Source organism: Alloalcanivorax xenomutans, from assembly GCF_900217905.1.
GTDB classification, from domain to species: Bacteria; Pseudomonadota; Gammaproteobacteria; order Pseudomonadales; family Alcanivoracaceae; genus Alloalcanivorax; species Alloalcanivorax xenomutans.
The window spans coordinates 159,551-183,836 of sequence record NZ_OBMO01000008.1; the positions used below are offsets into that span (position 1 = coordinate 159,551).

The following is a 24,286-nucleotide window of genomic DNA, read 5'->3' on the forward strand; positions in this document are numbered from 1 at the left end:
AGAACGATAACAACAGGAGATCCAATGGATCCGGTTACGATCGGCATTGTGGTCACCGTGGTAATGGTGGCCCTGTTATTGCTGCGTATTCCCATTGCCGTGGTACTGGTCAGTACCGGCTATGTCGGCCTGGTGCTGGTCATGGCGGTACGCACCGGCGAATTCGATCTGGCGCGCGGTTTGAGCACCGCCAATCAGTTCCTGTCGGATCTGCCCTATTCCTCCACCGCGGAATACACCTTCACCACCATTCCCATGTTCCTGTTGATGGGCTACCTGGCCACCGAAGCCGGTTTCACCCGTGATATCTATCAGACCGCCCGGCTGTGGCTGGCACGGGTCCCCGGCGGCCTGGCCGTGGCCTCCTCGGTGGGCTGCGCGCTGTTCGCCGCGATCAGTGGTTCGAGCCTGGCCACCGCCGCCGCCATGGGCCGCATGGCGATTCCGGAAATGCTCAAGCACGGTTACGATAAGCGCCTCGCCACCGGCGTGGTGGCCGCTTCCGGCACCCTCGGCTCGCTGATTCCACCCAGCATTCTGATGATCCTGTACGCGGTGTTCACCGACCAGTCCATCGCCAAGCTGTTCATCGCCGGCATCGTTCCCGGCATTTTATCCCTCGGTATTTATGTCGGTTTCGTCATGCTTCGCAGCAAAATGAATCCGGCCCTGGCGCCGCCAGTGCCGAAGGTCGACATGGCCGAGAAGATGGCGGCGCTGAAGAAAAGCTGGAACATGCTGGCGCTGATCGCGTTGATCGTGATCGGTCTCTACAGCGGTATTTTCACGCCTTCGGAAGCGGGCGCGGTGGGTGCCGCGGTGGCGTTCCTGATGTGTATCGTCACCCGTCGTCTGGACAGGGAAAAAACCCGCAACGCCCTGAACGAAACCCTGAAGACCACGTCCATGCTGTTCGCCGCGGTGATCGGCGCCTACATGGTGACCTCTTTCACCGCCCTCACCGGCATCGCCTCGGAGCTGACCTCCTGGGCCGGCAATCTGGATGTGCCACCGGTGGTGATCCTGCTGTCGCTGACCGTGCTCTACGTGTTCCTGGGCACCTTCATGGGTTCCATCGAGATCATGCTGCTGACGCTGCCGGTGGTGATCCCGATCATCAAGGGGCTGGAGTACGATCTGATCTGGTTCGGCATCATCATGATCAAGTATCTGGAAATCGGCATGATCACACCGCCGGTGGGGATCAACTGCTTCATCATAAAAGGTGTGGTGGGCCGCTCCGTCAGCCTCGGCCAGATCTTCCACGGGGTGACCTGGTTCATCGTCCTGGATGTCATCACCGTCGCCATCCTGATCCTGTTCCCGGATCTGGTCACCTTCCTGCCCAACCTCATGTAATGGTTCCTGGAGAAAATCCCTCATGTACCTCACGCAATCCCTGCACAAGGCCCTGCAACAATGCCCCGAGCGCACCGCCACCGTTTGCGACGGGCGGCGTCACAGCTACGCCGAGTGGGTCCCGCGGGTGGCCCGGGTGGCCGGAGCCCTGCAGGGACTTGGCGTGGCACCCGGCGATCGCGTCGGTATTCTCGCCCTGGGCTCGGACCGTTATCTGGAAACCATTTACGGCTGCTGGTGGCGCGGCGCGGTGATCAACCCGGTGAACATCCGCTGGAGCCCGAGGGAAATCGCCTACTCCCTGGACGACTGCGGCACCCGGGTGCTGCTGGTGGACCGCAACTTCGTCCACATGGTGCCGCGATTGGGGGAACTGTCCGAGGCTCTGGAAGAAGTGATCTATCTGGACGACGACGCACCGGCGGATCTCACCGGCTATGAAAGCTGGATCGCCGATGCCCCCGAGCTGGGCGACCAGATCGCCAGCCACCAACAACTGGCCGCCATTCTCTACACTGGCGGTACCACCGGCGCGCCCAAGGGAGTAATGCTCAGCCATCGCAATCTGTACTCCGGCACTCTGGGGCAGATGGCGGCGGTGCAACGCAGCCGTCATCCGGTGGCGCTGTACTCCTCGCCGCTGTTTCATGTGGCCGGCATGGCCTCCGTGGTACAGATCGCGGTGCGCCAGGGCACCCATGTGATTCTGCCGGGATTCGATCCGGCGGTGGTGCTGGACACCATCGAGCGGGAAGGCGTGGAAGAAACCTTTCTGGTGCCGACCATGCTGCGCATGTTGCTGGATCATCCGGACTTCTCCCGGCACGATCTTTCAGCGCTGAAGTACCTTCGCTACGGTGCTTCCCCCATGGACGAGGCGCTGCTGCTGCGGGCCATGGAAGTCCTGCCCGGCGCGGAATTCTCGCAGAGCTACGGCATGACCGAGTTGTCGCCGGTGATTTCGATCCTCAGCGGCTGGCACCACACCGCCGAGGGACGCCGTGCCGGCAAACTGAAGTCCGCCGGCTATCCGCTGCCCAACGCCGAAGTCCGTATCGTCGACGAAAACGATAACGACGTGCCGACGGGCCAGGTGGGCGAAATCATCGCGCGCGGCCCCATGGTCATGGAAGGCTACTGGAACAAGCCGGAACAGACCGCCGAGGCCCTGCGCAACGGCTGGATGCACACCGGCGATGGCGGCTACATGGACGAGGACGGCTTTATCTACGTAGTCGACCGGATCAAGGACATGATCGTCACCGGCGGCGAGAACGTCTATTCCGCGGAAGTGGAAAACGCCTTACTGAAAATGCCGGAGGTCGTCCAATGCGCGGTGATCGGTGTACCCGATGAACGCTGGGGCGAGCGCGTGCACGCGGTGGTGGTGACGGCGCCCGGTCAGCAACTGGACGAGCAGCGCATCGACGCTCACTGCCGTGATCTGATCGCCGGCTACAAATGCCCCAAGAGCATCGAGTTCCGTGATGCTCTGCCCATGTCCGGCGCCGGCAAGATCCTCAAGTACGAGCTGCGCAAACCCTTCTGGGAAGGCCGGCAACGGCGGGTAAGCTGACACCGGGTGCCATCCGCTCATTTGAGACTCAGGTCACCGTTCCAGAGGGTGCCTTTGAAGACGCCGCACGCGATGCCTAAACTTGCGCGTTTTTGACGCGCAAAGGAGAGCCCCCGTGCAAAAACGCGTACTCGTCCCCCTGATCGCCCTCCCCCTGTTCAGCCCCTCCGCCCTGGCCGGGGATCTGTATCCCCTGGGCAAGGCCGAAGGCACCACCTGGAAAACCGTGGCCCAGGCCGAGGAAGACAACCGCCTGTCCGTGGCGGCGTTGTCCACCGACGGCGAGATGCAAATGGTGTTCACCTTCGAAACCATCATCGGCAGCACCGAACAGTTCCTCGGCGTATTCGATGCGCCGGCGGCGAGCTGTGGTCAGAGCGACGGCAAGACCATAACCCTGAGCGCCCCGGATCCGTCCCGTCTGATGCAGGTGAACGGCCAGGAATTTCCCTCCTCGGAAAATTGCCTGGAGGGCCACACCCATTATTCGTTCAAGGGCGTGGACGCCGCTCACGATATCAGCGCGTCGCTGATCGCCGGCAAGCCGGTAACGCTGAGCATCCCCCGCGACGACGGCCGCAAGGAATACACCTGGGAGCCGGACGGGTTCAAGGCCCTGGCTCAAGAGCGGGTGAAAGAGTACGAAGAGGGATCGCGTTATCAGGCCTATAAGGGCATGACCCGTTGAAGCGGTCCGATTGAACGAGCATCGAACCCCTCGACAGCGGAATACGGTGACTATATCGCCATCGTATTCCATTTGAAGCATCGGCAGGACAACGCCCAAGCGGGTCTTTGTTTCTGTCTGTTTAACTGTCAGCCAGCCTTGTTGTCCGTTGTATGGCGCCTTCCAGCATCTCCAGTCGATCCTGCCCCCAAAAAAGTTCACCCTGAAAAACATAAGACGGAGAGCCGAACACACCGGCGGCCACTGCTTCATCAGTATAGCGACGATAAAGATCCACGATATCGTCTTGTTTGGCGAGAGAGATCAGACGATCACCATCCACCCCCCTCTCTCGCAAGATATCGAGTAATGTCCGCTCCGAAGAGATATCCCTGTCTTGACACCACTGGGCATGGAGAATCGACTTATACAATGCTCCTACCGGGAGTCCCTGACGATCAGCGGCAATGACGATGCAAGAAGCCAGATCCGCATTCGGGCACATGAAAGCGGGTTGCGTATTAATCGATATTCCCAATTTACGACACCATCGCTTTAACTCCAGTACGCGATAAGCCTGCCGCTCAGGTGACCGATCACTCAGCTGCTGCCCCCCTGTTCTGGAATAGACGTCGGGCAGATCGACCGGCCTGTATCGCACCCGAATATTCCATCGCTCCGCCAGAGCTTCCAGACGATCCGCACCAAGGTAGGCCCAGTCCGAGTTCATCCAAAAGTAGTAATCAATTATCGCGACTTTCATACACCCACCCCTTCCGTTATACGATCCGGCATGGCGAACCGCTTTGGGCCGTGCATCAGGAATGAGCAGACCACGGCAATGGCTCCGAGTATGCTCAGATACCAAACAATATAACGAGGGTCGCCATTACCGAGGCCGAGCAACGAGGTCGCCACGATGGGCGCCAGCCCACCGCCAATGGCCCCCGACACCTGAACGGCAATGGAGATGCCGCTGTAGCGCACTTCCGGCGGAAATTGAGCGGAGAACAACCCACCCTCGGGGCCATACAGTGATGAATACACACCACCAATTGCAATCACTACAGCCAGGGTGATGTACGTTACATCCAGAGTTTGCAGCAGAGAGAAAAACACCGGTGAAAACAGCGCTATCCCGATAGAGCCTCCCATGAAAATCCATTTGTAGCCTATCCGATCCCCCAGCATCCCGAATAACGGTATGAATATCAGGGCCGCGAAGGCGCCCCAGATAGTAGCATCCAACATAATGCCACGATCCAGTCCAAGCGTACCGGTAGCATAGGTAAGCGCAAAGGTAACCACTGTGTAGAACCATGTGACTTCGGCCAAGCGCCCTCCTATCACCACGAGCACTTCCTTTGGGTGGCACCGCAGAACTCTCAATGCGGGTACGTCGACCTTGTTCCCCCTCTCTTCCATCTTCTCAAAATCCGGTGATTCGGCCACCTTCACCCTGATGAACCAACCAATCAAAAGCAGTACGACGCTAGCCAGAAATGGCAACCTCCACCCCCAGCTCAACATGTCGCTTTCCGGCAAAGTGGCAACTAACCCCATGGCGAACGACGACAGGATCAGGCCGGGAGCGACCCCGGCTTGAGGTAAGCTGCCAAAGAAGCCTTTCTTGCCCTGAGGCGCCGATTCCACCGCCATTAGTACAGCACCGCCCCATTCGCCCCCCACGGCAATGCCTTGCAGGAAGCGCATCAGAACCAACAGGATTGCGGCCCAATAACCTATATCTTCATAGGTGGGAATCAGACCGATAAGAATAGTTGGGATCCCCATCAGAAATAGTGTAATGAGCAACATGGATTTGCGTCCGACCCGATCACCAAAATGGCCGAATATCAAGCCACCGAGAGGGCGGGCAAAGAACCCCACTGAGTAGGTGGCGAACGCGGCCAGGGTCCCGGTGAGGGGGTCAAACTCAGGAAAGAATATCTTATTGAATATTAAAGCCGCGGCGGTGCCATAGAGGAAGAAATCGTACCATTCGATGGTCGTCCCCATCATGCTGGCCAGTCCGGCGGTGATGTATTGGCGGCGAGAGCGCGCCGCCGCGGGCGTATGCGTAGTCATTTTAGTTTCCTTTATGCGTTTTTGTTGTTTTCAGAGGAGAGCCAGGCTCATTTCGTCGGCAATGGAGGAATGCCGTGTGTCTGTCGAGCCCAGTAGTTGAAGGTGGCGTTAACGATCGACGGTTTGAGAAGGTAATCGTGGGCTTCCCGGGCAAGCTCGTCGTCCACAGGAGTTAGCGGTCCGAATACACGCGCCCGGATCTGCATTCGGGCAGCGCGCTCCAGATAAACGGATAGGTAGGTCGCTTCTTCACAGGATACGCCGGCCGTTAAGTAGCCGTGATGAGCCAGGATAATCGCCTTCTTGTCCTGGATAGCTTCGGAAATGATCACTCCTTCCTGATCAGCGATAGGCACCCCAGGCCAGTCCGCCAGGAAGGCACAATCATCGTGCAGAGGCGTCATATCCATCTGCGAAATCACCAACGGCTGCCGCGCCGCGGCAAGGGCCGACGCCCAGGGTGAATGAGTATGAATGATGGCGTTGACGTCCGGCCGCGCGTCATAGACCCAAAGATGGAATCTGGTGGCGGGATTAGCCATCCCCTCTCCCGTTAAGGTATGTAGATCGCGATCGACCTCAATAAAATCATCAGGAGTCGCCTCATCGAAACCAAGCCCGAACCGGAGTGTCCAATAAGCACCAGGACGCCGCGAGCGAACGCTTATCTGCCCTGCCAGACCGGCTTCTTGCTCGGTCATCGCCAGGATGCGGCAGGCATAGGCCATGGTTTCCCGAACATCGCGCTCAACGCCATGAAGATGCTTCTCCATCTCCTGCGTCGCTCGCTGATCGAAATAGGATTTTTCTCTAAGGGAGGAATTCATGCTGACTCCTTTGTACATTGATAATCAGGAGTCAGTATCGGAGGGCTATATTTTCAGAGCCATGGAGTGAGAGTCATACCAGCTATTCCATGATTTATGTCAATTGCCTGCATATGCGTAACGCACATTGCAGAAGGTCCTCCGCCAAAGGCAAGGATGATCGTTTTCCCGGACTGATAGCTACGACCTTCCGGCGTAGCAAAGGATTGACTATCCGGACTTTTCGAAGCTGGTAATCAGCAAGCAGCGCATCCGGAATACGCCCGGGAAGAATGCAAGCACCGACGTCCGACGAAACCAGCTTCAACATAGCGTCAATAGTCTCCGCCTCCGCCACATATATCGGTTTCAGTCCCCCACTTTGCAGCATACGCCGAAGTGCATAATGTGACGGGAAGCCAACAAGCCTGAGATCCACATCATTCAGATCGATACTGCCATCAACACCGAGGGCAGATTCCTGATGGGTGATCAGGCACATGTCATCATCGAATAAGGGTTGGGAGTTCAAGGAACGGGACGCCACAGCGGAGTCGTAGACGAAGCCCAAATCCGCTTTTCCGCTTTCCACCAGCTCCACGACTTCGGGTGAGCTCCGCCCCAGCAGTGACAAATTGACGCTGGGATGTTTGCTAACAAAGCTCGCCACCACATCCGACATGAAGTAATAGCTCAGCGTATGCACCGTTGCCAGGCGCACGGTGCCCCGCGTGATGCCGTGCTCTTGGCGAATGGCATCCACGGCCTGATCGATTTGTTGATAAGACAGCTTGAGAACTTCGTACAGCTTCTCGCCAGCTTCGGTCAGCACCACTCCACGGCCGGTTCGAGTGAACAGGGACTTTCCCAGGCCCGTCTCCAGCGCCGCCAGTTCCTTACTGATCCATGACTGCGTTCGATTCAGTTCTTCAGCGGCTTTGGAAAGTGACTTGAGTTCCGCGATGTGAACGAAACAGCGAAGTTGCCGGTCCGGGGTATCCATGAATCTCCTGTTACAGGTATTGGGAGTCCAGGATGAGTCTATGTCAGAAGGGAACGTATAGGCCAATCCCCCATGATTGAGCCCTCGTCCCCGGTTTGCTTTGTGGATATAAAAAACATTGAACCGGGGCGAGGAGGGAGTCGAGGGGCTTGCTAGCGTAAAAAGAAGAAATGACGATTATTTCTTGCGTCGAGTGCGGTAGCCGATTAGCCGCCACCGCACTCGGTTCGATCAGCGTTCCACCGCCAGGGCCACGCCCTGACCGCCACCGATGCACAGCGTGGCGAGACCGCGTTTGACGTCACGGCGCTGCATTTCATGCAGCAGAGTGACCAGGATACGGCAACCGGACGCGCCGATCGGGTGTCCCAGAGCGATGGCGCCGCCATTCACGTTGACCTTCTCCGCGTCCCACTCCAGTTCCTTGCCCACGGACAGCGCCTGGGCGGCGAACGCTTCATTGGCCTCGATCAGATCCACCTGATCCAGAGTCCAGCCGGCCCGTTCCAGGCAACGGCGGGTGGCGGACACCGGGGCGATGCCCATGATCGCCGGATCCACACCAGCGCTGGCCTGCCCGGCCAGACGCGCGAGGATCGGCAGCCCCAGTTCCCTGGCGCGGGCTTCGCTCATCAGCATCACCGCGGCACCACCGTCATTCAGCGTGGAGGCATTACCGGCGGTCACCGTGCCATCCTTCTTGAACGCCGGACGCAGGCCGGCCAGGGTCTCGGCGGTGGTGCCGGCGCGCGGTTGCTCGTCGGTGTCGAACACCTTCGGATCCCCCTTGCGCTGGGGGATCGTTACCGGCGTGATCTCATCCTTGAAACGTCCGCTTTCAATGGCGGCCAGCGCCTTGGCCTGGCTGGCGGCGGCGAAGGTGTCCTGCTCCTCCCGGGTAACGCCGTATTTCTCCGCCAGATTCTCGGCGGTGATGCCCATGTGGTAGTCGTTGAAGGCATCCCACAGGCCATCCTGGATCATCGAATCCACCAGCGAGGCGTGGCCCATGCGCAGACCGGTGCGGGCCTTGGGCAGCACATAAGGTGCCAGGCTCATGTTTTCCTGGCCGCCGGCGATGATGATATCGGCTTCCCCGCAGCGGATTGCCTGGCTGCCCAGATGCACCGCCTTGAGACCGGAACCGCACACCTTGTTGATGGTGAGCGCCGGCACCTGCTGCGGCAGGCCGGCGTTGATCGCGGTCTGACGCGCCGGGTTCTGGCCGGCACCAGCGGTGAGCACCTGGCCGAGAATCACCTCGCTGATCTGATCCGCTGCCACTCCGGTATCCGCCAGCAGTTTGCGCACCACCGCTTCACCCAGGGCGGTGGCGGGCAGATTGGCCAGGGACCCCTGGAAAGCACCGACGGCGGTGCGGGTGGCGGCGACGATGACCACGTCTTGCATAATCTCTCTCCCGGTCACGCCGGGCCGGGCCCGGCGGAATGATGAAAATTGGCCTCGCATGATAGCTTGATCGGGGCGGCGCGTCCCGGCCTGCTCACTCGGCGGCGCCGGCCTGCTTCCAGCCGCCCAGCAAACGCGGCCGCTCCAACGCCAGGTAGAGAATGACCCCGGCCGCCAACCCCCAACCAGCGCCATAGACCGCCAGCACCACGCCCATGGTGCCGGCGATGCCCCGCTCCAGGTTGCTGTTGAGCTGCTCGAAACCCACCATCAGGCAGATATAGCCGGTCAGAATCAGCGTCAGCGACAAGGCGATCGGTAGTACCGGCTGGAAAAAACTGACCAGCGGCAGCATGAACAGCGCCAGGAAGCCGGCGATCCAGAAAGTCCCGGCACCGCTGTAGATCGAGTCCATGGCGTCCCGGCCATATTTATAGCGCTCGGCCATGGTGGCGCCGACCGCTGTCCACAGCGGCCCGGCCAGCCCCGGATAGGGAGCGAAGAAAGCATGCAGCGCGTTGCGGATGGCGGTCACCAGATGAACACGGTCCAGATCAATTTCGATCACTTCGTCACTGCGTAATTCATCCGCCCGCTGCATCAGGGACTGGCCGACGATGATGTCACCAAACGCAATCACATAAGCGATCACGGCGGTGGGAACCGCGTACAGGAACACCTTGGCATCCGGAATGCCGTGGACGAATGGCAGGTATTGCCACAATTGGTCGAAGGCCGGGCGGGTGATGCCCCACTGCAGCTCCGGCATTGTGTACTCGCCGACAGCGATACCCACACCGATCGCCACCAACATGCCCGGCACCATGCCGTAATTGACGATCTTGCGCGCCAGAGGGAAGTGCTTCACGTATTCCTGAAACGATGCCGAGAACATGAAGTACAGGCAGATCAGACCGCCCACCACCAACGAAATCGGCGTATTGGCGACCCGGCCCCCCTCGCTGATCTCACCGGTAATGGCGGCGATGCCGGCACCGATGATGATCCCCGCCTTCATCGAGTTGGGGATGATGCGTACCAGCGCGCTACCCAGGCGGGTGACACCAAGAATCAGGAAAATCAGAAACACCAGAAACTGCAGCGCGAACAGGCCCTGGATCGCCTCGGGCCCCGGTTCGAACTGGCCGAGATACAACACCACCACCGGTATCGCCGGGGTGATCCAACCCGGCACCAGCGGCACGCCCAGCAGCGCCGGCAACATGAAGCCGATGCCACAAATCACCACATAGGCCAGTGCCACGTCATAAGGCAAGCCCAGGTGTTTCTGCAGCAGCGGGATCATCGCCAGACTGACCACGAACATGATCAGCGCCTGAATCATTTCCGCCATTTCCCAGCGGTAATGAACGAACGGTAAGCGGATTCGGAAGGGCCCCAACGGCCAGCACGGTTGCTGCTCGCCGTCTTTGCGTTGATACATTTGCATTGTCGTTCTCCTCGACCGGCGAGCGCCGGCAGGGTCATTGTTGTTGTCGGAAAGCTTGCTACCGGAAACGCCGGGCGGGCCCCGGCTATCGGGCCTTACTCAAAAAAACCTCGCCCCGGCGGCTTGCTGAGTGCGCCGGAGCGAGGCAAAAGCTACAGGTTTCTCGCCCACTCCCGCAGAACATACTTCTGGATCTTGCCGGTGGAAGTCTTCGGCAGATCCTGGAACACCACGGTTTTGGGTACTTTGAATCCGGCAAGGTGTTCACGGCAGAAGCCGATCACATCCGTCTCGGTAACAGCGGCGTGCTCCTGCCCGGCCTTGAGGGTGACGAAGGCGCAAGGCGTCTCACCCCATTTTTCATCGGGACGCGCCACCACCGCCGCTTCCAGCACGGAAGGGTGACGGTACAGCGTATTCTCCACCTCGATGGTGGAAATGTTCTCGCCGCCGGAAATGATGATGTCCTTGAGACGGTCCTTGATCTCCACGTAACCGTCCGCATGCCACACCGCCAGATCACCGGTATGGAACCAGCCACCCTCGAAGGCTTCGCGGGTAGCGGCTTCGTTTTTCAGGTAGCCCTTCATCACGGTATTGCCGCGCATGAAGATTTCACCAATGGTTTCGCCGTCCTTGGGCACCGGCCGCAGGCTTTTGGGATCCGCCACCATCACGCCTTCCAGGGTCGGGTAACGCACACCCTGGCGGGACTTGATTGTCGCCCGCTCCTCCAATGGCAGCTCATCCCAGTGGCCGTGCCAGGCACAGACGGTGACCGGCCCATAGACTTCGGTCAGCCCATACACATGGGTGACGTTGATACCCATTTCCTCCACCGCGCCGATCACCTTGGCCGGTGGCGCCGCACCAGCGGTCATGGCGTTGACCGGATGATCAATGGCGGCCTTGGCCTCGTCCGGCATATTGATCAGAGCGTTCAACACCACCGGGGCGCCACAAAGATGGGAGACCTGATGTTGGCGGATCAGTGTCAGAATACGTTGCGGGTCGACCCGGCGCAGACACACATGCACGCCGGCCTGGGCGGTGATGGTCCAGGGATAACACCAGCCGTTACAGTGGAACATGGGCAGCGTCCACAGATACACCGGGTGCAACCCCATGGACCAAGTGGCCTGGTTGCCCAGGGAATTCAGATAGGCGCCGCGGTGGTGGTAGACCACGCCCTTGGGATCGCCGGTGGTGCCGGAGGTGTAGTTGAGAGAAATCGCATTCCACTCGTTGTCCGGCCATTGCCACTGGAACTCCGGATCACCCTCGGCAAGGAAAGCCTCGTAATCCAGCTCGCTGACCGGTTCACCTTCACCGTATTCGGGATCATCCACATCAATCAGCAGTGGCGGCGTCTCCAGTTTGGCCACGGCGTCACCGATCACCTGGTGGAATTCGCGATCCACGATCAGAACCTTGGCCTCACCATGACGCAGCATGTAGGCGATGGCGTCGGCGTCCAGACGGACATTGAGCGTATTGAGAACGGCGCCGATCATCGGCACGCCGAAATGGGCTTCCAGCATTGCCGGGATGTTCGGCAACATCGCGGCCACGGTATCGCCCTTGCCGATACCACGACCCGCCAGGGCTGAAGCAAGCCGCCGGCAGCGCCGGTAGGTTTCCCGCCAGGTGCGCCGGATATCACCGTGAATCACTGACGGATAGTCGGGGTAAACCGCCGCGGTACGCTCAATAAAGCTCAGCGGGGTCAGGGGAACATGATTGACTTCGGTGGGCGAAAGGCCCTGCTCATAAATGGACATAATGACCGTCCCGTAGTTGTTCGCGGTATTCTTCGGGTAGAGTTACCAGCATTAGCCCGCAACCCAGGGCGCATTTATAGACCATAAAGAACAAATATGGAAATAAAACTAGAGTCTTATAGTATATTTACCATATCTCTTGAATGAGCCCATAATGGACCAGGACGACGCCTTTCCCCTGTTGATGCGCGATTGGCTGCGATTGCAGCAGGACCGTATGCCCCGTTCTCAACGGGCCGCCGGTTTGTGCCGGATGATGGCCAGCACCCCGGAAGTGCGGCGCGCCTTCTACCTGTTCTGGCAGGAGGACGCCGGCGTCTACGATCACGCCGACGGCCAGGCCGGCCTGCCGCCGGGCCCCGGCGACCCGTTTCAGGCTTCGGATCACACCTTGCACCAGCGCCTGGCAGGTGAGACGGTGCTATCGCTGAGTGAATTACGCGCTCTGCCCTGCTGGCTCGCCGGCCGGGTCCGTCGCGCCGCCCTGCACCATGGCGCGATCCTGCCACTGGCGCTGGACGACCACAGCCAAGGCCTGTTGTTGCTGGAGTTGTCACCGCAGTGCGGCAGCCAGTGGCTGCCCTGGCTGGCCGCCATGCTCAATCAACTGGCCTGTCCATTGACTCACCGGGAAGGGGCTTTTGCACTGCTCAGCAACGACCCTCAACCGGCGGCGGTGCTCGATACCCGGGGCCGTCCCGTCGATACCAACCACGCACTGCAACAATTGCTCGGCGAGCACCGCATCGACGCCGACAGCTGCTTGCCAATCAACCACCAGGCCCTGGCCGCCGCTTGTCTGTCCCAGGGCCGCGCCATCGTCGACGTGGAGGCGCGGCTCGGCGATCGCATCCTGTTGTGGAACTTTATCCCCGACCCGCCCGGCCAGCGGATCCTGGCCCGTGGCCGTGACGCTACCGATCAGTTGCGAAACGAAAAGGCCGGCAACCGTGCCCGGCGCTTGTACCGTCTGATCACCGAGAACACCACCGATTTGATCTCGCGGCACACGCCCGACGGCGTGTTCCTTGACGCCTCACCAGCCTCCTGGGGTTTGTTGGGCTATTGGCCGGAACAATTGCGCGGCACGGCGGTGCAGGCGCTGTTTCATGAGCAGGACCGCGAACGGTTACAACAACAGGCCAAGGCGGCGCTGGAGGAACTGGGTTATCACACCATGACCTATCAGATCCGTCATCGGCGCGGCCACTATCTGTGGTTCGAGACCGCCAGCCACGCCATCCGTGAAACCTATACCGGCGCGGTGGTGGAAGTGGTCAGTGTCACACGCGACATCACCGCCCGGGTCCGGGCGGAAGAGAATCGCCGCCGTCTGGCCGAAGTCGTGGAAGCGAATACCGACCTGGTGCTGTTCGTCGGGCTCGACGAGCGCCTCACCTACGCCAACCGCGCCGCCCGCGAGGCTCTCGCCATCGGCCCGGATCCGTTGCCGGATCTGGCCGAATTGTTCGCCGCCGAGGATATCCGTCGGCTACGCGAACATGGCTGGAACAGCGCTCGGGAACAAGGGGTGTGGACCAGCGAGGCGCAACTGCGCGCCGGCGACTCCGGCGAATTCTTTCCGGTGTCCCTGGTACTGCTGGCCCACCGCGGCGCCGGCAACGACCAGTACTATTCCCTGGTCGCCCGGGACATGACCGAAAGGGCTTTGCGCGAAGCGCAACAGCGCCGCCACCAGAATGAACTGGCGCAAAGCAGCCGGCTGATCGCCATGGGCGAACTGGCCTCCGGCATCGCCCATGAAATCAACCAGCCGCTGGCGGCAATCAGCAATTACGCCGCCGCCAGCCTGCGCCATCTGCGCGCACTTGAACCGCCCCACCACGGTGATCCGGCGAAACCGGATACGGCCTCCGATCTGGCGCCCAAAATTGACAAGGTCGCCCAGGGGCTGGGCCGGATCAGCGAACACGCTCACCATGCCTCGGAGGTGATCCGGCGGCTGCGCGCCTTTCTGCGCAAAGGCCAGCGCCGCCTGGAGGCGCTCGATATCAACACGGTGGCGAGTCAGGCCATTCACCTTTGCGCCTGGGAAGCGGAGAGTCATCGTATTACCATCGCCAGGCAGTTTGCCAAGGACCTGCCACCACTGTACGCCGACCGTATCCTGCTGGAACAGGTGCTGGTGAATTTGCTGCGTAACGCGCTCGACGCCAACCGCGAACGCTGGCGGGAGCACCCCTCCGAAATCACCGTCGCCACCCAGCGCGCGCCGGACAATTTCCTGGTGATCCGAGTCCTCGATCAAGGCCCCGGTGCCGACCCGGAGACGCTCAAGCATATGTTCACACCGTTCTATACCAGTAAACCCGACGGCCTTGGCCTGGGATTGTCGATGAGCCGCTCGGTCATCGAGGGGCTCGGCGGTGAGCTGAATGCCCGCTCGTGCGAGCAAGGACTGGAAATGTACTGCCGGCTGCCGCTGGCCCATAACGAGGAGACCCCATGACCACCGGCACACAAATCGTCTATGTGGTGGACGACGACCCCGGCATGCTGGAATCCACCGCCTGGCTGCTGGAATCGGTTGGCCTTGATGCCCGCCCGTTCACCAACGGCGGTGACTTTCTCGACGCTTGCGCGACAGGGGAAAACGCCTGTGTGCTACTGGATGTGCGCATGCCGACTCTGGGTGGCCTGCACGTCCAGCAAGCGATGAAGGAACGCGGCCTGGATTATCCGATCATCTTCGTCAGCGGCCACGCCGACGTTCCCATCGTGGTGCGGGCGTTCAAGGCCGGTGCGGTGGATTTCATCGAAAAGCCTTATAACGAGCAGTTACTGCTCGACAGCGTGCAACAGGCACTCAACAGTGAGCGAAAAGAATATCAGCAAGAAACCGGCCGTCAGCAGGTGGATGATAAGCTGGACACGCTCACCCCGCGGGAACGGGATGTGCTGCTGCCACTGGTCAAGGGCTATACCAATCGGGAGATCGCCGCGCAGTTAAATGTCAGCGTCAAAACCGTGGATCTGTATCGCTCACGGGTAATGAAGCGCATGGGCGCCGAACGCCTGCCCGATCTGGTCGGCATGGCGGTGGCGGCGGGGCTGGTGGATCCGTTGCGGTTACGCTGACCACTCGGCGCTTTCCCCCGCCACCGTCCGCAACACCCGAAAGGCCTGGTCCAGCAGCGGGCTGTGTTTCCCCCGGGCGCAGGCCAGGTACACCGGATAGGTGAATTCCGGTGCATCGGCAACCCGTTCCAAGGTGCCTTCGCGCAGATGCGGCTCGGCCACGCGGGTACGGAAATAACCGCTGCCGCCCTGCTGCAACAGAAACTGAATCGCCAGCGGTCCGAAATTGGCGGACACCGGCGAGCGCGCCCGCTCCGGCAAAGCGACATCGTGTTGCTTGCGAAAATCCGCGCCCCAGTCCACATAGACATAGGGCTCCCCGGTGCGGACCGCCCGCACCAGGATCAATTTTTCTTCCAGCAGTTGTTCCACCTGCAATCCCGGCCAGTACGCTGGCCGGTGCACCAGCGCGGCGTCCAGTACCCCTCTCTCCAAACGTTCCTGCAATGCTTCACTGTCATGCACTTCGGCGCGGGTGGCGACGGTCGGATGCTGTTCCCGTAACCGCGTTACCCAGTTCAGCAACAGCGGATTCCACAGGCTGGTCTCGCCACCGAGTACCAACATGTCCTCGGCCCCTTCCGGCAACGGCAACTCGCGCCGCGCCGCCTCCCAGGTACGCACCAGTTGGCTAGCATGGGTGGTGAACCGCTCACCATGGGAGGTCAACCGCGCACCGGCCCGGTTGCGCACGAACAGGCGGCAGCCCAGTTGACCTTCCAGGTTATGAATGCGGGCGGTCACCGTGGTCTGGGTGATGTGCAACCGTTCGGCGGCGGCCATGAAACTGCCAGTGCGAACGATCTCCAGAAAGGTGCGGGCCAGATCGATGTCCATAATTAAAGCCTGCCCATGATTTATATCAATTTCTTTAAAGTTAAACCACATTCTATTTCATTATTCGTATTCAAAACACGCGCCCATACTGTCGGCCCCACGTTGAAACACGGAGCCGGAAATGACGGCGCAAGCCACACCGCCCCCTTTTTCCGACCCTCAATGGCACCAGGTCCGGCAGTTGCTGGCGACGCTGGATGCCCGGCAACGCTGGTGGTTGAGCGGCTATCTCGCCGCCAGCGACACCGAGCCGTCCACCACCGCCTCGACCAAAGCCTCCCCCAATCCGGTACTGATCGGTTACGGCACGGAAACCGACAACTGCCGCCGCCTGGCGCAGGCTCTGAGCGAACATTGCGGTGAATCCGGCATCGCCACGGAGGTGATCGACCTGGCCCGGTTGCGTCCCCGACAACTGGCGCGGCGCGATCATCTGGTGATCATCACCGCCACCCATGGTGATGGAGATCCACCGGAACCGGTCCAGGACTTTTACCAGAGCCTGATGGGCGACGGCGCACCGGAACTGGCAAACCTGAAATTCGCTGTGCTGGCCCTTGGAGACAGCAGTTATGAGCAATTTTGTGTCACCGGCCAGGAATTCGACCAGCGTCTGGAAGCGCTTGGCGGCGAGCGATTGATCACACGCCAGGACTGCGATGTGGATTTCGAGCAGCCGGCGAAGGCGTGGATGACCCGGCTGCTGGAAGTGCTGCCGCGGACCGAAACACAAAACGTACGGACGGCGGCCCCCGAACCGGCCACGCGCGCTCCCGGTTACGACAAGCACAACCCTCTGACGGTGGAGGTACTGGTCAACCAGAACCTGAGCGCCGCGAATCGCGCCCAGCCTATCCATCACCTGGAACTGGCGCTGGATCAGGTGATCCCCGATCTGCTCCCCGGCGACGCCGTCGGTATTCTCGCCGACAACCCGCCCGAGCTGGTGGCGGCGGTCCTGGACGCCTGCGACCTGTCCGGCGAGCAGCCGGTGACCCTGGACGGCGACGCTCAGCCCCTGGTGCAGGCACTGCGCCAATCCCGGGATCTGACCATCGTCGGCACCGGTTTTCTCACCTTCTGGGCGGAACACAGCAATGCCCCGGCGCTGAAAGCGCTGTGCGAAGCGGAGAGCCGGGAGCAGCGGGCCTTTCTCCGCCAGCATCAACTGCTCGATCTGCTCAGCCAGTATCCGGCCCATCCGCCGGCCCAGGCTCTGGTGAACGCCCTGCGTCCCTTGCAACCCCGGCTCTATGACGTGGCCAACAGCCTGGCGGAGCTGGACGACGAGTTGCACCTTACCGTCAAGGCGTTCCGCTATCCGTTCCGGGAACGGCACGAACAGGGTATCGCCTCCCGCTATCTGCTGGATTTGCAGCCCGGCGACCCGGTGCGGTTGTACCCGCATCGCAACACCCGTTTTCGTCTGCCGGATGACGACGCTCCGCTGATCCTGATTGCCGAAGGCACCGGCATCGCCCCTTATCGTGCTTTCCTGCAAGCGCTGTCACAGCGGCTTCAACGCCCGCCGTGCTGGTTGGTGTTCGCTGAGCAGCGTTTCGAAGAGGACTTTCTTTATCAGCTGGATATTCAGCAGGCTCACGCGGATGGCGTGCTGGAACAGGTGGATACGGTGTTTTACCAGGACCGCCCCGGCGCCAGCCTGATCGACCCGCTGCTCAACCAGATCGATCGTCTGGCCAGTTGGATCGAACAAGGCGCGCATCTCTACCTGTGTGGCGACAAGGGTCGATTGAGCGACCTGGAGAACAGCTTGAAAACCGCTCTGGACCAGCGCCAGGGAGACGGCGCCTGGAAGCAACTGGGCCGGGACAAGCGCCTGCACCGCAACCTGTATTGAGGAGACCGTGATGAGCGATTCCCGTCCCGATCTCAGTCAGCCGGTGGAACGACTGCATGAGAACGAACAACTGAAAGCCCGCAGCCGCCATCTGCGCGGCACCATCGCCGAGGGACTCGACGACCTGCTCACTGGCGCGGTTCCCGGGGAAGACCCGCTGCTGATGAAGTTCCATGGCATCTATCAGCAGGACGACCGCGACCGCCGCGCCGATCGCCGCCAGCGCCGCCTGGAACCGGCTTACCAGTTCATGGTGCGCCTGCGTATTCCCGGCGGTGTGTTGGACAAGCGCCAATGGCGGGGTCTGGACCGTCTTTCCCGTCTCTACGCCGAACGGGGCCTGCGCATCACTACCCGGGGCACCGTTCAGTTGCATGGTGTGCGCAAATCGCAGCTACGCTCGCTGATTCAAGGACTGCAACCATTAGAGCTGGACACCATCGCCGCCTGCGGCGACGACAACCGCGGCGTGGTGTGCGGCGCCAATCCGTACTTGTCCAAAGCTCACGAGCGGGTGCAGCAGCTGGCGCGGATCACCAGTGACCGTCTGATTCCGAAAACCGGCGCCTATGCGGACATCTGGCATCAACAGCCGACGCCGATGAGCGACGGCGAGGAGCCGGTCTATGGCGAGCTGTACCTGCCGCGCAAATTCAAGGTCGGCTTCGTGCTGCCGCCAGTCAACGACGTCGACATCTACGGCCAGGATCTGGGCTATATCGCGGTGGTGGACAACGGCGAACTGATCGGCTTCAACGTCTGTGTCGGCGGCGGCATGGGCCAGTTGGACAACCGCGAGGACAGCTATCCCCGTCTGGCGGAGGAAATCGGTTTTATCGAGGCGGACGAGGCCCCCGCCTTCGCCGAACGGGTGATGAGCATCCAGCGCGACTTCGGTGATCGTCAGGATCGCCACCGGGCCCGTTTCAAATACACCCTGGATCGTCTCGGCCTGCCCTGGTTCCTGGAAGAACTGGAACGCCGCCGTGGCCGCCAGCTGGAACCGGCCCGCGGCGTCCGCTTCGACCACAACGGCGACCGACTTGGCTGGCAACAGGGCGACGATGGCCTCTGGCACGCCACGCTCTATGTGGAAAGCGGCCGCGTGGACGATGCCCTGCGCACCCAACTGGGCGGCTTTCTGGAACAGTATGGCGGCCGCCTGCGGCTGACCACCAACCAGAACTTGCAGTTGACCCATATCGAGACGCACGAACTGGAACAGGTGCAATGGCGCCTTGAAGACCTGGGACTGGATTGGCGCCTCGATCCTGAAGCGCAGGCCGCCCATACCCTCAGTTGCGTGGCACTGCCGACCTGCGGCCTGGCCATGGCCGAGGCGGAACGTTACTTACCCACGTTTCTGGAGCGCTTCCAGCGGCTCAAGGCTCAATACGGACTGCGCGAGGAACCCATCACCCTGCGTCTGACCGGCTGCCCCAACGGCTGCGCCCGGCCTTATCTGGCCGAGATCGCGCTCACCGGCCGCGCGCCAGGGCTGTACAACCTGTATCTGGGCGGCAGCTTTCATGGCGACCGGCTAGCGCAACTGTACGCCGGCAACGTGGACGAAGAACGCTTCCTCGCGTTGCTCGCGCCCATGCTCGAACGCTATGCCGGCCAACGCCGTGACGGCGAACATTTCGGTGACTTCCTGCTGCGCAAGCAGCTGCTGGAAGAACGTCCGCTGACTTCCCTTTCTTCCTGATCCTGGAGACGTCCATGTCCGACTATCTGTTCATCCAAAGCCAGGACCCGTTTACCGAGGTCCGCTGCGCGGCGCAATACCAATTGGCCAGGCAACTCCGCGATGCTGGCCACCGGGTGCATGTCCTGCTGGTGCAAAACGGCGTGGCGCCGGCCCGGTTAGGCGCCCGCAGCGAGGTCTTCGACGCACTGCTCGGCGGCGGTGTCACTGTCAGCGCCGACGGCTTCTCACTGAAGCAGCGGGAAATCGAAGCGTCCGATTTGAAAGCCGAAGTCACCGTGGGCGACGTCGGCGACGCCGTCGATGCCCTGCTGGCCGGCAGCAAAGTGATCTGGAACTAGGAGTCCCCATGAGCGACCTGAAAACCCTGACCTTCGCCTTCATGGATCCGCCTTTTGAAAGCGAGCGGACCGTCACCTTCTTTCGCTTACTCGACGCGGCTCTGGAACGTGGCGCTTCGGTGCGCGTCTTCGCTTACGAGGGTGCCGTGGCCCTGGCCTTCGCCCGGCAAGCCCCTCATGGCAACGCGGTACACGGCCGTGACGCGGCGGAAGAAGATCATCCGCTGACCCGGGAATGGATCCGCGCCCTGCAGGAAAAAGCCGCCGCCAAGGACCTGAGCTTCGAATGGATCAACTGCGGCCTGTGCGTGGACGAGCGCGGCGTCAATGACGTCATCGACGGTTGCGGCCGGGGCGGCCCGCCGGACCTGTGGCGCTACGCCAGTGACGCCTTCAACACCCTGACCATCGGCACGAGGTAAGCGCCATGAAAGTACTGCAGGTTATCGATCAAGCCTTCCGCACCACGGTGGAGGAACAAGACGACACCATTCTCTGGCTGACCCAATCCATGCGCGGCGCGGGTGGCGATCTGCAGGTGCTGCTCAGTGGCCATGGCGTGCATTACGCGGTGCTGAATCAGCGCCAACCACCCCTGGTCCTGGGCACCTGGAAACAAAGCCAACCGGCGGAACTGGTTCGCGACCTCACCAATCTCACCGAAAGCGGCGTGCCCGTGTACGCGGTGCGCGAGGATCTGGAAGAACGCGGGCTCGCCGGCCTTCCTCTGCAAGCCGGAGTTGAACTGGTAAGCCGGGCCGGACTGGCGGATCTGTACGAACGGGTCGATCAGATATGGCAGTGGTAACACCGCCACCGGCATTACGCACCCCGCTTTGTGATCACCTGGGCTGCGCCTTCCCCATCCTGCTGGCCGGAATGGGGGGCGTTGCCCGCCACCGGCTGGCAGCGGCGGTGTGCAGGGCCGGCGGCTTTGGCGTGCTCGGCATGGTGCGCGAGCCGGTGGAACGAATCAGCGCCGAAGTTGACGCGTTACGCCGGCTCACCGACAAGCCGTTCGCGATCAATCTGATTCCCGCCGCCACCGAGAACGCCCAGCTCCATCAACAAGTGCGAACCTGCCTGACTCTTCAGGTGCCGTTCGTGGTGCTTTTCTGGGACGTGGACACCGCCCTGGTGCGGCACCTGGTCAGCGAAGGCATTCGTGTCATCCATCAGGTCGGCAGCACCTGGGACGCGGAGCTGGCCATCGATGCCGGCGCCGAGATCATTATCGCCCAAGGCTGGGAGGCCGGCGGTCATGTTCGCGGTCATATCGGCACCCTGAGCCTGCTGGCCGAACTCGTTCCTGCCTGCCCGGTTCCCGTGGTGGCGTCCGGCGGCATCGCCAATGGCCGCTCACTGGTAGCGGCTCTGGCTTTGGGGGCTCAGGGCGCTAGCATCGGCAGCGCCTTCCTTGCCACCGAGGAAGCCAACGCCCACCCTCACCACCAACAACGGCTGATTCAGGCCGGCGCCGGCGATACCGTTCATTGCCGTGATTTCACCCGCAACTGGCATGAGCCGGCCCCAGTGCGAGTATTGCGCAATCGCGTAACCCGAGGGGAATACGACGATTTGCGGCAGGCCAATATTTCCGAGATCATCGGAGAACAGGACGGCCAGCCGGTTTATCTGTTCTCCACCGACTCGCCGCTGGCCGATGCCCGTGGAGAGCTGGACGACATGGCGTTGTACGCCGGTCAGTCCTGCGGACAGCTCCATCAAATCCTAACGGCGGAGCAACGCCTGAACCGCATTATCGAAGAGGCCGCCGAAACCCTGACCCGGTTAACCGGCAACCCATGAGGTTTCAATATGCAGCGCCCCACCCGGATTCAATGCAAACGTGTCTACGATGCCCGGGACGACAGCGACGGCTACCGTGCACTGGTGGATCGCGCCTGGCCGCGGGGCATGAAGAAAGAACAGGTGGCCGCCAATAACTGGTTTCGACAGCTGGCCCCCTCCACTGCGTTACGCAAATGGTTCGGGCACGATCCGCAGCGCTGGGAAGAATTCCAGCGTCGTTATCATGAGGAGCTGGACGCCAACCCCGATCCGATCGACGCCCTGCTTGATGCCGCCGCAGGTCAACCGCTGACGCTTCTGTACTCGGCACGGGACACCAAACACAACAATGCCGTGGCGTTGCGCGCCTGGCTGATAAACCAGTTCAACGCAGGTAGCACCTGATCCAGGGCATATCATTCAGTAGCCATTCTCAGAGCTCGACCTCCCCATAGAGCGCGCTGGTTCGAACTTTCTCATCCGACAATTGATTAACCAGCACACCTACATATTCAACTTCGGCACACTCTCAACCGGAGACCATTCTCGGAATCGGAGATGCGCCTATAAAAGCGATGGTGAAGACTGGACCCAACATTCCTGATGGAACGTTGTCACCTTTTTCCATGCGATGCGTCTATTTATATAAGCGCCAAAAACCACCTACTTCCATAGGAAAATCCAGCATGCCCTCTTCAGCGGCAAATCCTTATGAATGCTTGTTTGAGCTAAGCGACATCGGACTGGTGGAGCGTGCTCGACATGGCGACAGTGCCGCGTTCGAACTCATTATCCGACGCCACAATCAGCCCCTTTTTCGGGCCGCTATCGGTGTTCTCAATGATGAGGACCTAGCCCGAGAAGCAATGCAGGAGGCCTATCTTAACGCCTTCACAAATCTTGATTCCTTTCAGGGCCGGGCATCACTCAAGACTTGGTTAACCCGCATCGTCATCAATCAGGCCATCAGCTCGAAACGCCGCCAACGGCCAGAAATGTCCCTGAATCATGAAATCACTCACCTGCATGGCGAGTCGAACGAGAGAGACCCAATGGGCTCCCACATGGTCAACGTATCAAACCCGGAAACCGAGGTAAGTCGACAACAGCTAAGGCAGCTTCTGGAAGAAGCGATTCGCGCCCTTCCGGAAATATACCGTTGTGTCTTCCTCCTTAGAGAGGTGGAAGGGCTCTCCTCGGCCGACAGTGCCCTCTGTCTCGACATAAGCGAAGTGCTGGTTAAAAAACGTCTCTCCCGGGCCCGTGAGATGCTCCGCCAGCGCTTATTACGAACAATGGAAGTCCTGGAACCGGACATCTTCGAGTTTGCCGGAAAACGCTGCGACGTCATGACCGCGGCGGTTATGGAGGAGCTGGCAAGAAGACAGCGGACTGGCAAGTCGTAACAGCGCACACCATCACCCCCGAAAGCATAGCGAGGATAATACTCATGAAAACAAAGAACCTGGCCGTAACGGCCCTTTTCCTGGCAACCGCCATTGGGACGACGCTGGCTGAGCAACCCCATTCCACGCCTATGAACATGTTTGGCGGTGCATCCTATCAGGGTGAGCCCGCTTTGGATGTCACTGCGGCCCTGATCCAGGCCGGTGGAGGTAGCGATGAATTCAGCTTTGCACAGGCCCTGACGGCAATGCTTGGAAAGCACACCGTCAAAAGTGAGATCGCCAAACTAAACAAGCAATATGGGAAAGATCAGGTAGATACTTTCATCAAGGGTATGGACATGGCCATCATCTACGCACTCAAACGCGCACAAGAAGCCGGTATTACTCTTCCTGAGCCCGCCGAACTATCCGGGACAGAACTAGCCAGAACCCTGGTGGAAGCCGGCACCACCGCGGATGGCACGTTCTGGAGTGGCTATTTATTCGACAAAGCCATTTCGCACGAACTCCATAACCAAGTCATGGCGGACATCAACGCAGAAGCGGGGTTCGAGGCCGATAAAATCACTCACAAAATACTTAACCAGGCCATGTATGATGTAGCCCATTCCTTGGGCATGACAAGTACCAAGCTTGCCGACCTACATTAAGGCGCCTTGTCATGCTGACCTCTACCTCTTACTAGGAGAGGCGGCCATACGAATGAGACAAGCATCTCTGGCAAGAATGAATCACGGATATTTGATGTAGATCAAGACGATATAACAGCAAACCGGTAGCCTGACTTTGCCGTCGCCACTCCCCTTCCCCTGGTTCGCGCTCCGTCCGGTCGCTGGGGGGTACGGCGGCGGCACTTTTCCTTCCCCGCTTTCCCCAATACACAGACCCGCCTTCTCTTAGGGAACTACAAAGCCACTGTGGGAGCTTGCCTGCAAGCGAAAAGGGAGCTGCGATATTCGCTTACAGGCAAGCTCCCACAACCCTTCATTCGCCAGCAAGGCTAGCTCCTATGTATGGACTCGCCCGTTGCTGTCAACCCTGCCTTGAACATGGCTACCCGGTGGCATCTATGTATCAGGCCTGTTCGAGGAAGCCTCAAT

22 protein-coding genes are annotated in these 24,286 nt (G+C 60.5%); 14 read left to right on the top strand and 8 right to left on the bottom strand.

The window, feature by feature from the left end; translation table 11 throughout:
* Positions 1 to 24 precede the first annotated feature (24 nt).
* From CRO06_RS08215 to CRO06_RS08225, 3 genes are all read left to right on the top strand, one after another.
* A complete protein-coding gene (locus tag CRO06_RS08215; protein ID WP_097058188.1) occupies positions 25 to 1,359 on the top strand; it encodes a TRAP transporter large permease in 1,335 nt (444 codons plus the stop codon).
* Positions 1,360 to 1,381: 22 nt separating this feature from the next.
* Positions 1,382 to 2,935, top strand: coding sequence for an acyl-CoA synthetase (locus CRO06_RS08220; protein WP_097058189.1), 1,554 nt, complete (start codon positions 1,382 to 1,384; stop codon positions 2,933 to 2,935).
* Positions 2,936 to 3,050: 115 nt separating this feature from the next.
* Entirely contained in the window at positions 3,051 to 3,623 is a 573-nt protein-coding gene (locus tag CRO06_RS08225) for a hypothetical protein (protein ID WP_097058190.1), read from the top strand.
* Between the two features lie 121 nt (positions 3,624 to 3,744).
* On the opposite strand, the gene CRO06_RS08230 is transcribed toward CRO06_RS08225, so the two are convergent.
* From CRO06_RS08230 to CRO06_RS08260, 7 genes are all read right to left on the bottom strand, one after another.
* Positions 3,745 to 4,365, bottom strand: a complete 621-nt coding sequence (locus tag CRO06_RS08230) for a 2-hydroxychromene-2-carboxylate isomerase (protein WP_097058191.1) — start codon at positions 4,363 to 4,365, stop codon at positions 3,745 to 3,747.
* Positions 4,362 to 5,690, bottom strand: a complete 1,329-nt coding sequence (locus CRO06_RS08235) for an MFS transporter (RefSeq protein ID WP_097058192.1) — start codon at positions 5,688 to 5,690, stop codon at positions 4,362 to 4,364. The genes CRO06_RS08230 and CRO06_RS08235 overlap by 4 nt, the downstream gene beginning before the upstream one ends.
* A 47-nt stretch (positions 5,691 to 5,737) precedes the next feature.
* Positions 5,738 to 6,517 carry an aldolase gene (locus CRO06_RS08240; protein WP_063139922.1) on the bottom strand — a complete coding sequence of 260 codons (780 nt, stop codon included), beginning with the start codon at positions 6,515 to 6,517 and terminating at the stop codon, positions 5,738 to 5,740.
* Positions 6,518 to 6,611: 94 nt separating this feature from the next.
* Complete coding sequence (locus CRO06_RS08245; protein ID WP_063139921.1) at positions 6,612 to 7,499, bottom strand: LysR family transcriptional regulator; 888 nt, start codon at positions 7,497 to 7,499, stop codon at positions 6,612 to 6,614.
* A gap of 231 nt (positions 7,500 to 7,730) precedes the next feature.
* Positions 7,731 to 8,909 (bottom strand): acetyl-CoA C-acetyltransferase, encoded by a 1,179-nt coding sequence (locus CRO06_RS08250; RefSeq protein WP_022997123.1) that lies wholly within the window; start codon positions 8,907 to 8,909, stop codon positions 7,731 to 7,733.
* A gap of 94 nt (positions 8,910 to 9,003) precedes the next feature.
* On the bottom strand, positions 9,004 to 10,359 hold the full coding sequence (locus tag CRO06_RS08255) for a solute carrier family 23 protein (RefSeq protein ID WP_097058193.1): 1,356 nt from the start codon (positions 10,357 to 10,359) through the stop codon (positions 9,004 to 9,006).
* 152 nt (positions 10,360 to 10,511) lie between these two features.
* Entirely contained in the window at positions 10,512 to 12,140 is a 1,629-nt protein-coding gene (locus CRO06_RS08260; RefSeq protein ID WP_022997125.1) for an acyl-CoA synthetase, read from the bottom strand.
* Positions 12,141 to 12,294: 154 nt separating this feature from the next.
* Here CRO06_RS08260 and CRO06_RS08265 point away from each other — a divergent pair, with 154 nt between their 5' ends.
* Both CRO06_RS08265 and CRO06_RS08270 read left to right on the top strand, forming a co-directional pair.
* A complete protein-coding gene (locus tag CRO06_RS08265) occupies positions 12,295 to 14,610 on the top strand; it encodes a PAS domain-containing sensor histidine kinase (protein WP_022997126.1) in 2,316 nt (771 codons plus the stop codon).
* Positions 14,607 to 15,239, top strand: coding sequence for a response regulator transcription factor (locus CRO06_RS08270; protein WP_097058194.1), 633 nt, complete (start codon positions 14,607 to 14,609; stop codon positions 15,237 to 15,239). Before CRO06_RS08265 ends, CRO06_RS08270 begins: the two co-directional genes overlap by 4 nt.
* Here the strand turns inward: CRO06_RS08270 and CRO06_RS08275 are convergent.
* Entirely contained in the window at positions 15,231 to 16,076 is an 846-nt protein-coding gene (locus tag CRO06_RS08275; protein WP_097058206.1) for a LysR family transcriptional regulator, read from the bottom strand. The genes CRO06_RS08270 and CRO06_RS08275 overlap by 9 nt on opposite strands.
* 121 nt (positions 16,077 to 16,197) lie before the next feature.
* Between CRO06_RS08275 and CRO06_RS08280 the strand changes: the two genes are divergently transcribed.
* The 9 genes from CRO06_RS08280 to CRO06_RS08320 all read left to right on the top strand — a co-directional run bounded on the left by CRO06_RS08280 (position 16,198) and on the right by CRO06_RS08320 (position 23,836).
* The gene (locus tag CRO06_RS08280; RefSeq protein ID WP_097058195.1) at positions 16,198 to 17,937 is read left to right on the top strand and encodes a diflavin oxidoreductase; all 1,740 of its coding nucleotides are present in this window, start codon (positions 16,198 to 16,200) and stop codon (positions 17,935 to 17,937) included.
* A 10-nt stretch (positions 17,938 to 17,947) separates the two neighbouring features.
* Entirely contained in the window at positions 17,948 to 19,645 is a 1,698-nt protein-coding gene (locus CRO06_RS08285; protein WP_097058196.1) for an NADPH-dependent assimilatory sulfite reductase hemoprotein subunit, read from the top strand.
* Positions 19,646 to 19,659: 14 nt separating this feature from the next.
* On the top strand, positions 19,660 to 19,986 hold the full coding sequence (locus tag CRO06_RS08290) for a DsrE family protein (RefSeq protein ID WP_022997131.1): 327 nt from the start codon (positions 19,660 to 19,662) through the stop codon (positions 19,984 to 19,986).
* An 8-nt stretch (positions 19,987 to 19,994) separates the two neighbouring features.
* Positions 19,995 to 20,408: a DsrE/DsrF/TusD sulfur relay family protein gene (locus tag CRO06_RS08295; protein WP_022997132.1), complete on the top strand. Its 414-nt coding sequence runs from the start codon at positions 19,995 to 19,997 to the stop codon at positions 20,406 to 20,408.
* A 5-nt stretch (positions 20,409 to 20,413) separates the two neighbouring features.
* Complete coding sequence (locus tag CRO06_RS08300; RefSeq protein WP_022997133.1) at positions 20,414 to 20,794, top strand: DsrE family protein; 381 nt, start codon at positions 20,414 to 20,416, stop codon at positions 20,792 to 20,794.
* Positions 20,782 to 21,795 (top strand): NAD(P)H-dependent flavin oxidoreductase, encoded by a 1,014-nt coding sequence (locus CRO06_RS08305; RefSeq protein ID WP_097058197.1) that lies wholly within the window; start codon positions 20,782 to 20,784, stop codon positions 21,793 to 21,795. The genes CRO06_RS08300 and CRO06_RS08305 overlap by 13 nt, the downstream gene beginning before the upstream one ends.
* Positions 21,796 to 21,804: 9 nt before the next feature.
* On the top strand, positions 21,805 to 22,182 hold the full coding sequence (locus CRO06_RS08310) for a DUF488 domain-containing protein (RefSeq protein WP_022997135.1): 378 nt from the start codon (positions 21,805 to 21,807) through the stop codon (positions 22,180 to 22,182).
* Between the two features lie 281 nt (positions 22,183 to 22,463).
* Positions 22,464 to 23,183: an RNA polymerase sigma factor gene (locus tag CRO06_RS08315; protein WP_179746524.1), complete on the top strand. Its 720-nt coding sequence runs from the start codon at positions 22,464 to 22,466 to the stop codon at positions 23,181 to 23,183.
* Between the two features lie 44 nt (positions 23,184 to 23,227).
* Positions 23,228 to 23,836 (top strand): hypothetical protein, encoded by a 609-nt coding sequence (locus tag CRO06_RS08320; RefSeq protein ID WP_022997137.1) that lies wholly within the window; start codon positions 23,228 to 23,230, stop codon positions 23,834 to 23,836.
* Positions 23,837 to 24,286 lie beyond the last annotated feature (450 nt).

Bases quoted from the DNA above. Each gene is read 5' to 3' on its own strand.
- CRO06_RS08240 (WP_063139922.1), bottom strand. From the start codon at position 6,517: ATGAATTCCTCCCTTAGAGAAAAATCCTATTTCGATCAGCGAGCGACG.
- CRO06_RS08300 (WP_022997133.1), top strand. From the start codon at position 20,414: ATGAAAGTACTGCAGGTTATCGATCAAGCCTTCCGCACCACGGTGGAG.
- CRO06_RS08295 (WP_022997132.1), top strand. From the start codon at position 19,995: ATGAGCGACCTGAAAACCCTGACCTTCGCCTTCATGGATCCGCCTTTT.
- CRO06_RS08245 (WP_063139921.1), bottom strand. From the start codon at position 7,499: ATGGATACCCCGGACCGGCAACTTCGCTGTTTCGTTCACATCGCGGAA.
- CRO06_RS08320 (WP_022997137.1), top strand. From the start codon at position 23,228: ATGAAAACAAAGAACCTGGCCGTAACGGCCCTTTTCCTGGCAACCGCC.
- CRO06_RS08265 (WP_022997126.1), top strand. From the start codon at position 12,295: ATGGACCAGGACGACGCCTTTCCCCTGTTGATGCGCGATTGGCTGCGA.
- CRO06_RS08255 (WP_097058193.1), bottom strand. From the start codon at position 10,359: ATGCAAATGTATCAACGCAAAGACGGCGAGCAGCAACCGTGCTGGCCG.
- CRO06_RS08315 (WP_179746524.1), top strand. From the start codon at position 22,464: ATGCCCTCTTCAGCGGCAAATCCTTATGAATGCTTGTTTGAGCTAAGC.
- CRO06_RS08275 (WP_097058206.1), bottom strand. From the start codon at position 16,076: ATGGACATCGATCTGGCCCGCACCTTTCTGGAGATCGTTCGCACTGGC.
- CRO06_RS08280 (WP_097058195.1), top strand. From the start codon at position 16,198: ATGACGGCGCAAGCCACACCGCCCCCTTTTTCCGACCCTCAATGGCAC.
- CRO06_RS08235 (WP_097058192.1), bottom strand. From the start codon at position 5,690: ATGACTACGCATACGCCCGCGGCGGCGCGCTCTCGCCGCCAATACATC.
- CRO06_RS08215 (WP_097058188.1), top strand. From the start codon at position 25: ATGGATCCGGTTACGATCGGCATTGTGGTCACCGTGGTAATGGTGGCC.
- CRO06_RS08260 (WP_022997125.1), bottom strand. From the start codon at position 12,140: ATGTCCATTTATGAGCAGGGCCTTTCGCCCACCGAAGTCAATCATGTT.
- CRO06_RS08220 (WP_097058189.1), top strand. From the start codon at position 1,382: ATGTACCTCACGCAATCCCTGCACAAGGCCCTGCAACAATGCCCCGAG.
- CRO06_RS08290 (WP_022997131.1), top strand. From the start codon at position 19,660: ATGTCCGACTATCTGTTCATCCAAAGCCAGGACCCGTTTACCGAGGTC.
- CRO06_RS08310 (WP_022997135.1), top strand. From the start codon at position 21,805: ATGCAGCGCCCCACCCGGATTCAATGCAAACGTGTCTACGATGCCCGG.
- CRO06_RS08250 (WP_022997123.1), bottom strand. From the start codon at position 8,909: ATGCAAGACGTGGTCATCGTCGCCGCCACCCGCACCGCCGTCGGTGCT.
- CRO06_RS08305 (WP_097058197.1), top strand. From the start codon at position 20,782: ATGGCAGTGGTAACACCGCCACCGGCATTACGCACCCCGCTTTGTGAT.
- CRO06_RS08270 (WP_097058194.1), top strand. From the start codon at position 14,607: ATGACCACCGGCACACAAATCGTCTATGTGGTGGACGACGACCCCGGC.
- CRO06_RS08230 (WP_097058191.1), bottom strand. From the start codon at position 4,365: ATGAAAGTCGCGATAATTGATTACTACTTTTGGATGAACTCGGACTGG.
- CRO06_RS08285 (WP_097058196.1), top strand. From the start codon at position 17,948: ATGAGCGATTCCCGTCCCGATCTCAGTCAGCCGGTGGAACGACTGCAT.